This window comes from Oleiphilus sp. HI0061 (assembly GCF_001635675.1).
Map to the genome: position 1 here is coordinate 1 of NZ_LWFE01000633.1, position 898 is coordinate 898.

Sequence of the window (898 nt, forward strand, 5' to 3'; positions counted from 1 at the left end):
AGGAGCTGAGTTTATTTATGTACTTCATGAAGAATCCTCAAGAGAGTATGTAGTTAGAACGTACCCTCATTTTTGAGGCCGAAGGGCTAGTTTTCAACTTAAAAATACGTAACGGGGGAGCAAGGTTAAAGAGGAAAAATACTAGTCTATAGCCCGGTCTACGGCTACAATATGTGGCTGAAAGTCTGGATCACTTTTATGCTCGCTAGCAAAACGTCTAGCCAAATAAAGCCCTAATCCAAAGCCACAAATGGACGCCAGCAAGGTCGCGGCATCATTTAAGGCTAAATAACTTTCCGCAAGCACAGCACAAAGAATCATTAAAACCAAGGGAAGCACATACATCACGAGGGAGGCCTGCAGGAAAGTTTTCTCTGGAACTGCGAGGGTTACATAATCCCCTACTTGTACATCAAACTCGTTATCAAGCTCAAACTCAATACATTTTCGTTGGCTACTATCATTGACTAGCTTTTGGCCACAGCCCGCTTTCATCTGGCAACTCTCACAGGCACTTTTTCTATCGATACGAACCGATATACGCCCATTAGTTGTTGAGTCATCAGCAATGACTATAGCTTGTTCTTTAATCATTAAACTAACCTTACATGATCGGTTTGACTGATTTCGCAACCTTCATTGCAGTCATAGCAGGAACTTCGCCAACAACCGTCACATGATAGTCATGACCATCAACACTGTGATCAGTTGAATAGGCAGTTGTTGCACCCACCTGTGTCGCACCTTCAGGCATAGTTCCCTTATCAACCGACTCGATAAATATACTGAAGGTTGCCAGGCCATCACTATAGACCATTACATGCTCACCTTCTTTTGCCTCTCCATTTATCTTTTCATAGCCATTAGGCAAAAATTCAACTTGCCACATCAGGGAACG

The 898-nt window shown here is 43.0% G+C and carries 2 protein-coding genes; both read right to left on the minus strand.

What is annotated here, in order from left to right:
* Positions 1-141: 141 nt before the first annotated feature.
* Positions 142-594 carry a SoxR reducing system RseC family protein gene (locus A3735_RS08070; protein WP_068509098.1) on the minus strand — a complete coding sequence of 151 codons (453 nt, stop codon included), beginning with the start codon at positions 592-594 and terminating at the stop codon, positions 142-144.
* A gap of 10 nt (positions 595-604) precedes the next feature.
* Positions 605-898: MucB/RseB C-terminal domain-containing protein (locus A3735_RS08075; protein ID WP_197485761.1), on the minus strand; the 294-nt coding region annotated here is incomplete at its 5' end.